This is a genomic window from Moraxella marmotae (genome assembly GCF_042219885.1).
GTDB lineage: Bacteria > Pseudomonadota > Gammaproteobacteria > Pseudomonadales > Moraxellaceae > Moraxella > Moraxella marmotae.
Genome location: NZ_JBHJHR010000002.1, coordinates 2,010,023 through 2,018,410 on the forward strand (window position 1 = coordinate 2,010,023; position 8,388 = coordinate 2,018,410).

Annotated in this window: 5 protein-coding genes; 1 reads left to right on the forward strand and 4 read right to left on the reverse strand. The window is 45.6% G+C overall.

Annotated features, from left to right (window positions below; all coding sequences use genetic code 11):
• Window positions 1-188: 188 nt before the first annotated feature.
• Complete coding sequence (gene ttcA, locus ACFBZI_RS09350; protein WP_375716343.1) at window positions 189-1,295, reverse strand: tRNA 2-thiocytidine(32) synthetase TtcA; 1,107 nt, start codon at window positions 1,293-1,295, stop codon at window positions 189-191.
• A gap of 54 nt (window positions 1,296-1,349) precedes the next feature.
• On the reverse strand, window positions 1,350-4,136 hold the full coding sequence (gene rlmKL, locus ACFBZI_RS09355) for a bifunctional 23S rRNA (guanine(2069)-N(7))-methyltransferase RlmK/23S rRNA (guanine(2445)-N(2))-methyltransferase RlmL (protein ID WP_375716062.1): 2,787 nt from the start codon (window positions 4,134-4,136) through the stop codon (window positions 1,350-1,352).
• A 59-nt stretch (window positions 4,137-4,195) separates the two neighbouring features.
• Between rlmKL and ACFBZI_RS09360 the strand changes: the two genes are divergently transcribed.
• Window positions 4,196-4,417 (forward strand): hypothetical protein, encoded by a 222-nt coding sequence (locus ACFBZI_RS09360; RefSeq protein ID WP_375716063.1) that lies wholly within the window; start codon window positions 4,196-4,198, stop codon window positions 4,415-4,417.
• A gap of 57 nt (window positions 4,418-4,474) precedes the next feature.
• Here ACFBZI_RS09360 and ACFBZI_RS09365 read toward each other — a convergent pair whose 3' ends face one another.
• The gene (locus ACFBZI_RS09365; protein WP_375716064.1) at window positions 4,475-5,626 is read right to left on the reverse strand and encodes a mechanosensitive ion channel family protein; all 1,152 of its coding nucleotides are present in this window, start codon (window positions 5,624-5,626) and stop codon (window positions 4,475-4,477) included.
• Between the two features lie 169 nt (window positions 5,627-5,795).
• Window positions 5,796-8,171 (reverse strand): phosphoenolpyruvate synthase, encoded by a 2,376-nt coding sequence (gene ppsA / locus ACFBZI_RS09370; protein WP_375716344.1) that lies wholly within the window; start codon window positions 8,169-8,171, stop codon window positions 5,796-5,798.
• Window positions 8,172-8,388 lie beyond the last annotated feature (217 nt).

Genomic DNA, 8,388 nt, shown 5'->3' on the forward strand with positions numbered 1-8,388 from the left:
AAACTTTAAAAAACTTTGAACAATAAAAAGTGTCTTTTTATTAAGTAGTTTTTTATTTTTTATTTATCAAATACAATAATTTCATGGTGCATTTTGGTATTATTCACCACGCACCATGAAATTATTTTTTTTGGGTTTTTTGGTTTTTTTTGGTTGGTTTATATTAAGTTTAAACTAACTTTAGATTATCAAATTAACGGATTAATCACAGGGATTTTATACGCTTTATCACCGCTACTGTCTTTATCGGTTTTGGCGGTGCTGTTTTTGGCGTCCGTGTTGCTGGTATGCTTGGCTGAGTCGCCAAATTTGGGATTGAAAGTCTGCACCAGCGGATTGGTCGGCAAGCCCATTTTGTCCAATGCGTCCGCCACACCCACTTGGATATTATCGCCTTCAAACAGTCGCTGACTGTCATCACGAGCCAGATTCAGATTTTCAAAGTCAAATAACTGCCGATCCGCCAGCTGACTGGGGGCGACATTTTGCAAGGCTTTGAACATACTTGCCAAGCGTTTGGGGTGTTCATTGTCCCACGCTCGCAGCATCTCATTAATCATCGCTCGCTGCAGATTTTCTTGGCTGCCGCACAGATTACAAGGGATAATTGGGAATTTTTTATAATTGGCGTATTTGATGATGTCTTTTTCGGCGACATACGCCAGCGGTCGGATCAGCACATTTTGCTTATCATCGGACAAGAGCTTTGGCGGCATCGCTTTTAGGCTGCCACCATGGAACAGATTTAGGAAAAAAGTCGCCAAAATGTCATCACGATGATGTCCCAATGCCACTTTGGTCGCCCCAATCTGCTTGGCAAAACCATACAAAGAACCACGACGCAAGCGAGAACATGCCGAGCAGTAGGTTTTGCCTTCAGGAACGACAGATTTAACAATGCTGTAAGTGTCTTTTTCTAGGATATAATAAGGAATGCCCTGCTCGGACAAATACCGTGGCAACACATCTTCTGGGAATCCGGGTTGTTTTTGGTCGAGATTGACCGCCACCACTTCAAAATTAATGGGGGCAATGCGTTTTAGAAATAATAAAATATCCAATAAAGTAAAGCTGTCTTTACCGCCTGAGATGCAGACCATCACCACATCACCATCTTCGATCATCTTAAAATCACGAATCGCCCAAGACACTTCTTTTCTTAATTTTTTTTGTAGTTTTTTAAAACGGCTAGACTTGATGCCATCGTCCAAATCGTGGCGTTCGTTATCGCTGTCATCTTCGCCATCGCTTGCATCGTCTGGCTGTGCTTTGCCCAGCAATACATCGCTGAGAATTTGTTGTTCATTGGCATCAATATCAAAATTTTGCTTTGTCATGGTGTACCTGTATTATGATTTGCGTTTGATGGTGTAGCGTTTTTCGCCAGTCGCTGATTCGCTGTTTTGCTGAATTTTATCATAAAGACGCTTGGCAAGCTGCTCGCCATCTGCCATTTTTGGGTTGACATACACTCGCTTGCTGCTTGAGCTGTCTGCATTTTTACTGGCATTGCTGGCTGCCCTTTTGCCCAAATTCTCTGGCTTGTCAGTCGCTTGCTGATGCTTGGCTTGTCCAAATTTTGCTTTGGTGGACAAATCTTGACCAGATTTATGATCAAATGCCCCACTTTTACCAAAAACCGACTGGGCGGATTGTTTGGCTTGATTTGGGCGAGTTTTGCTCTTTGATTTATCAGCAAATTGATTGTTCAATTGACGATTGGCGTTATCTAACTTGCTAACCGATTGATAATCTTGGGATTTTTTGGCGTTGCTTTGGGTTTGCCCTTGCCCTTGCTCTGCATCATTGTCGGCGAACACCACTCGCTTGGCGTTTTTGTGGCGGATTTCATAGCTTTGATGAATGGGTTTTTTGGCATCAAAATCAAAACCAATCGTCTGATGCGTAATGTCCTTAATCTCATAGCGAGCCATCAAGCCATCGTCCAGCTCAAAGCGTGTATAGTTGTTGCTAAAATATAACACGCCATCGCTGTTTAGGCGATTCATCGCACGGTTGATCAGTGCCACATGATCTCGCTGCACATCAAAAGTCCCCTTGAACTTTTTGGAGTTTGAGAAGGTTGGCGGATCAATAAAAATCACATCGTATTGCTGCGTGTTGTTTTTTATCCACTCAAACACATCATGGGCGATAAATTCATATTTTGGCACACCATCAACCAAAGCGTCCAAAACCAAGCCATTTAGGGCAAAATTTTGCTTACCCCAATCCAAATAATTGGCGGACAAATCCACACTGGTAACGCTTTTTGCTCCTGCCAATGCAGCGTGAACGCTTGCCGAACAAGTATAAGCGAACAAATTTAGCACATGCTTGGCACGACTGGCGGCTTTGATTTTGGCACGCATATTGCGATGGTCAATGAACAAACCTGTGTCGAGATATTCGGTGAAATTGACATAAAAACAAGCCGAATTTTCGCATGCCAGCCACATTTTGCGGCGTTTGTTGGCGTTTTCGTTTTTGGTGTATTGCTCATTGCCTGACTGTCTGGCTCGTGTTTTGATAAAAATTGATTCACGAGAAACGCCAAACACTTCACGCACCGCCTGCAAAACCAAATTAAACCGTGCTTTGGCGACATCGGCCGGGATCTGCTTTGGCGGTGCATATTCTTGGACATGGATTTTGTCGCCATAAATATCAATGGCAACATTAAAATTGGGCAAATCGGCATCATAGACACGCAAATTGCTCACGCCAGCTTTTAGGGCTTGTTTTTTTAGATTGGCTAAGTTTTTTTGTAAGCGATTAATAAATTCTTGGGCTGGTTCAATGCTAACTTCTTGACGCTGCCAATCACGGATTAGGCTGGGCAGCGGCGACAAATTCAGCACGCCGTGGCGAAAATAAACGGTCAAAGCCCCATTATGGCAACGCAAAGTCTGTGGCTCGACAATCGGCAAAGTGTCGGCGTGTTCTGCATGGCTTGCCAGCACTGCCATATAAGCACTTTGTACAGACATTGAACGCAGTGCGTCTGTGCAATGCAGTCCAAGCCCTTGATACAAAGGCTTGATAAAATCACTGTCGCCCAACCGCTCGCCATAAGGCGGATTGGTAATCACCAACACACGCTCGGCACTGACATCAGACAGCACCTGCGGCAGCTGATACACCGCACGCTGCTCTAATGTTACTTTGGATAAAATCGGCATCAGCCCTGCCGCCATCAGATTCTTATGGCAAGCCTGCACCGCTTGGACATTGGCGTCCAAGGCGATGACGGTCAAAGGCTCATTTTGCATGGTATCAAGATTGGCATGAAATTCATCAGCTGCCGCCTGCACCATCGTCTCCCACAGCGTCTCATCGTGATGCTGCCAGCAATAAAAACCAAATTCGCTACTGGCTTTTTCTAGCCCCACAGGGTAATTGGCACGCATCAATAAGGCTTCGGTGATAAAAGTCCCTGAGCCACACATCGGATCGATGATGGCGTCAAATTTGCCCATATGCCAGCCACATTCATACAGCAGTGCTGCCGCCAAGTTTTCTTTGAGCGGTGCAGCAGTATTTGCCACTCGATAGCCACGGCGGTGCAAACTCACCCCTGACAAATCCAAAAAAATCTCCGCAAATTCTTGATTTGCCGCTGCAAAAATCTGAAAATCTGGCGATTTGACATCGACATCAGGGCGAGCGGCAAAGGTGCGATAAAAGACATCAGCGATGGCGTCTTTGACACGCAAAGTGGCAAATTGTTGGTTAATCGCCAAGCGTTTGTCCGTTGATAGGCGAATGGCAAAACGATGCTGAAGCCCAAATAACGCCGTCCAATCAATGCGACTGGCAAATTGATACAACGCTTCTGGCACATCTTCGTCCAAAACCGTTTTGTCCTGCTCAAGTTTTTGCTTAAAATGATACTCGCCAAGCGGCAGCAGCACACGGCTGGCGATGCGACTGTACAGGCAAATGTGATAAAACTTTGGCAAATCAACCACAACCGACACACGCCCAGCACGCAGCACTGTCGCCGCCAAGCCAAAACTGCCAAGCTCAATCACCAAGGCGGCTTCTAGCCCATCGGCACAGGTAACGACAACGGTAAAAGCCTTGGTGTCAAACTGGGTCAAATTTGCAAAATAGGAAGTGGCGTGCTTGCTCATAAAATCTCAATGTGTCGAATTGTCAAAATCTTGTCATTATAGCATAAAGCAGCGGCAGAATGAAATTTGAAAAACCGCCTTGGTGCTTACAAAGTGTTTGGCTAGGAAAGTTTGGGCGGTGCGGTGTGATAAGCAGCGTGGCAAAGTGCATTAAACATGGCGACGATAAGGCGATAGCAAAAGAGCAACGAGCCAAAATAACAAATAGCAAAATAGCAAATAAAAAAAAACAGAAAAATGCCAAACACAACCAAACTGTTGATAACCGATACCATGATTGATTAAGATAATCATTAATGATAAATCAATGAAATTAATCAATATCAATCTTATTTGGATTAAGTATCACTCTGATCAGATTGTTTGGTAATTTGCACGGATAAATTTTGCCCATCGTCCACCACCAGCTGCATATGCGGAAATGGGGCAGCGATACCAGCACTGTCCAAAGCGTGCTTGATTTTTTCGGTGATGTTTTCTTTGATGATCGGAATGCGTGCCACCGATAGCGGTGCTACCCAAAAACGCACAATCAAATAAATGGCAGAGTCGCCCACTTCCGACACTGTCGCCAGTGGCACAGGGTGCTTTAGGACAACTTCTTCTTTTTGCAGCGTTTTTTGGATAATATTGCGAGCGGCTGGCACATCGGCATGCAGTCCGATGCGGACTTTGATGTCAAAGCGGATCATCTTTTTGGAAGTCAAATTCACCACTTCAGACGATGCCACCGCTGAATTTGGGATAATGATGATGATGTTATCACGGTCAAGGATTTGGGTGGCACGCAAAGAGATTTTGACCACACGCCCTTCTTTGTCGCCCAAGCGAATCCAGTCGCCCACCTGAAAAGACTGCTCCACCAAAATCACAATGCCAGCGATGAAATTGGCAAGCGTACTTTGCGACGCCCAACCAACGGCAAGACCTGCAATACCTAGACCGGCAACGATAGAAAAAATATCAAAGCCAAATTTGGCCATCACAGTGGCGAATGCCAGTACCAAAATCAGCACCAGCAGTAAGTTTTTGAGCAGCTGTTCTATCGATGCGTTTAGGTCGTAATGCTTTAGCACACCACTGACCATCTGACTGCTTGCCGCCCACAGCACATAATAAAACCCTGCCCATGTCGCTGCCTTGGCGGTGGCGGTAACGGTCTCGGCTTGGACACCAAACTGCGACATCACCGCCAACAAACTGGTCGTAAACCACAAATACCGCAAAGTCGCTCGAGCGATGCGAGCATGGCGATGCGGCAAATCAAACAGCTTACGCACCGCCTTGGTCAAATACACCAAAAACCAATAAATCACCCCCACCAAAATCAGCAAAATCACAATCTTAATGCCTGTGGCAAGCATTGATAAGCCGATATGTGCCAAACTCAAGGTGCGATCATCGAGCGAGCCGCCCAACAGTTGATAGACATTTTGGTACAGCTCTTTTAGGGTTTTTTCGAGAAATTCGGCAATGATTGACTCGGTCATGATGGTTGGCTTGGATAATTGGCAAAGATAATTTAATTGTCAATAAATAATAAACTTATACTTGGCAATTTTATTATTTTATATGATAAATATCATGAATAAAATTTCACAAATTGCCAAGCCACAAAACCCCTAAGGCAAACACCTTAAGGGCTTATGGGTCGATTACTTAGGCTTTGTTGCTCTCATCTGCCAAAAAGAACCAAGTGTCCAAGACAGAATCAGGGTTTAGCGATACTGAGCTGATGCCTTGTTCCATCAGCCAATGTGCCAAATCAGGGTGATCTGATGGGCCTTGACCACAGATACCGACATATTTGCCAGCACTGCGGCAGGCTTGGATAGCCATGCTTAAGAGTTTTTTGACCGCAGGATCACGCTCATCAAACAAATGCGAAACAATGCCAGAATCACGATCCAAACCAAGTGTCAGCTGGGTCAAATCGTTTGAGCCGATTGAAAAACCATCAAAGTATTGCAAAAACTCATCAGCAAGCAAAGCGTTGGTTGGCAATTCGCACATCATGATAATCTCTAGGCCGTTTTCGCCACGCTTTAAGCCATTTTTTTCGAGCAATTCAATCACTTGGCGAGCTTCGCCAGTGGTACGGACAAACGGAATCATAATCTTGACATTGGTCAAGCCCATATCATCACGCACATATTTTAATGCACGGCACTCAAGTTCAAAGCAATCACGGAAATTGTCCGACACATAACGGCTGGCACCACGGAAACCCAACATTGGGTTTTCTTCAGATGGCTCATACAGCTTACCACCGATTAGGTTGGCGTATTCGTTGGATTTAAAGTCGCTCATGCGGACAATGACTGGCTTATCACGGAACGCCACCGCCAAGGTTGAGATGCCTTCGATCAGCTTATTGATATAAAATTCCACTGGCGAATTGTAGCCTGCCATGCGTTCTTTGACCGCCTGCACGGTTTCTTGTGGCAAGGTGTCAATGTTTAGCAAGGCTTTTGGGTGTACGCCGATCATGCGGTTGATGATAAATTCTAAGCGTGCCAAGCCCACGCCTTGGTTTGGAATCTGGGCAAAATCAAAGGCACGATCTGGATTGCCGACATTCATCATGATCTTAAAGGCAAGCTCAGGCATGGTGCTGATGGAATTTTTTTGCACTTCATAATCCAACAAGCCTTCATAAATAAAGCCAGTATCGCCTTCGGCACACGACACGGTTACTTCTTGGCCATCGCTTAGCACTTCGGTGGCATTACCCGAGCCGACAATCGCTGGTACGCCAAGCTCACGAGCGATAATCGCCGCATGACAAGTACGGCCGCCACGGTTGGTGATAATCGCCGATGCACGCTTCATGACAGGTTCCCAATCAGGATCAGTCATATCCGACACCAGCACATCGCCGTCTTCAACCTTACTCATCTCATTTAGGCTGGTTACGATACGCACCTTACCACTACCGACACGCTGACCGATAGAGCGGCCTTCGGTGAGTACTTTTGCCCCTTTAGAATCAATCACATAGCGTTCCATGTGGTTCTTATCTTGGCGAGATTTCACGGTTTCTGGGCGTGCTTGGACAATAAAAATCTCACCGCTGTCGCCGTCTTTTGCCCATTCGATATCCATTGGGCAGCCATAATGACGCTCAATAATCATCGCCTGCTTGGCTAGGCGTGTCAGCTCATCGGTTGATAGTGCAAATTGGTTGCGATCGGCTTTATCCACATCGACAATTTTGGTGGATTTGGTGGTGCTGCCTTCATCGCCATAGACCATTTTCTTTTGTTTTGAGCCAAGATTGCGGCGGACGACTGCAGGGCGGTTTTGTTCCAATAGAGCTTTTGATAGATAAAATTCATCAGGGTTTACCGCACCTTGTACGACCATCTCGCCTAGGCCATAGCTTGCCGTGATAAACACCACTTCATCAAAGCCTGACTCAGTGTCTAGCGTAAACATCACGCCTGAAGTGCCAGTTTCTGAACGCACCATACGCTGAATGCCTGCCGACAATGCCACGCCTGCATGCTCAAAGCCCTTATGCACACGGTAGGCAATCGCACGGTCATTGTACAAAGACGCAAACACTTCTTTGATGGCAATCAGTACATTATCAATGCCACGGATATTTAAGAAAGTCTCTTGCTGACCTGCAAAAGACGCATCTGGCAAATCTTCTGCCGTGGCTGATGAACGCACCGCCACAGCGATATCTTCGCCCTTTGATAGCTCGGCAAAGGCGGCTCGGATTTCATCTTCCAAATCGGCTGGTAACGGCTGCTCGATAACCCAGTTGCGGATTTTGGCACCAGTTTGGGTCAATAGCTCAACATCATCAACATTTAAGCCCTTTAGCTCGGCGTTGATTTTGTCAAGCAAACCTGTCTCGTTCAAAAAGCGGTTAAATGCCGCTGCGGTGGTTGCAAAGCCATTGGGTACATTGACGCCCAAATTGCCCAAATGACTGATCATCTCGCCCAAAGATGCGTTTTTACCGCCGACAATTTCGACATCGTTTTTACCAAGCTGATTAAAGGCAATAACCTGTTTGCTCATCGTTACACTCCCAAATTGGTGAACAAAACCTTTGGCACGCATTAAGGTGATGTTTGTGGTGGACGCTTGTGGCGATATGAACATATCATATAAATCAATACGCCCTGCCGCCCACCGCCAACGGCTGATAATTGCATACAAATGCCAAAGTTTTCGATACATTTGTCGTGATTATAACGATAATTTGTCTAATTCTCAATAAATTTGTCTATTTATT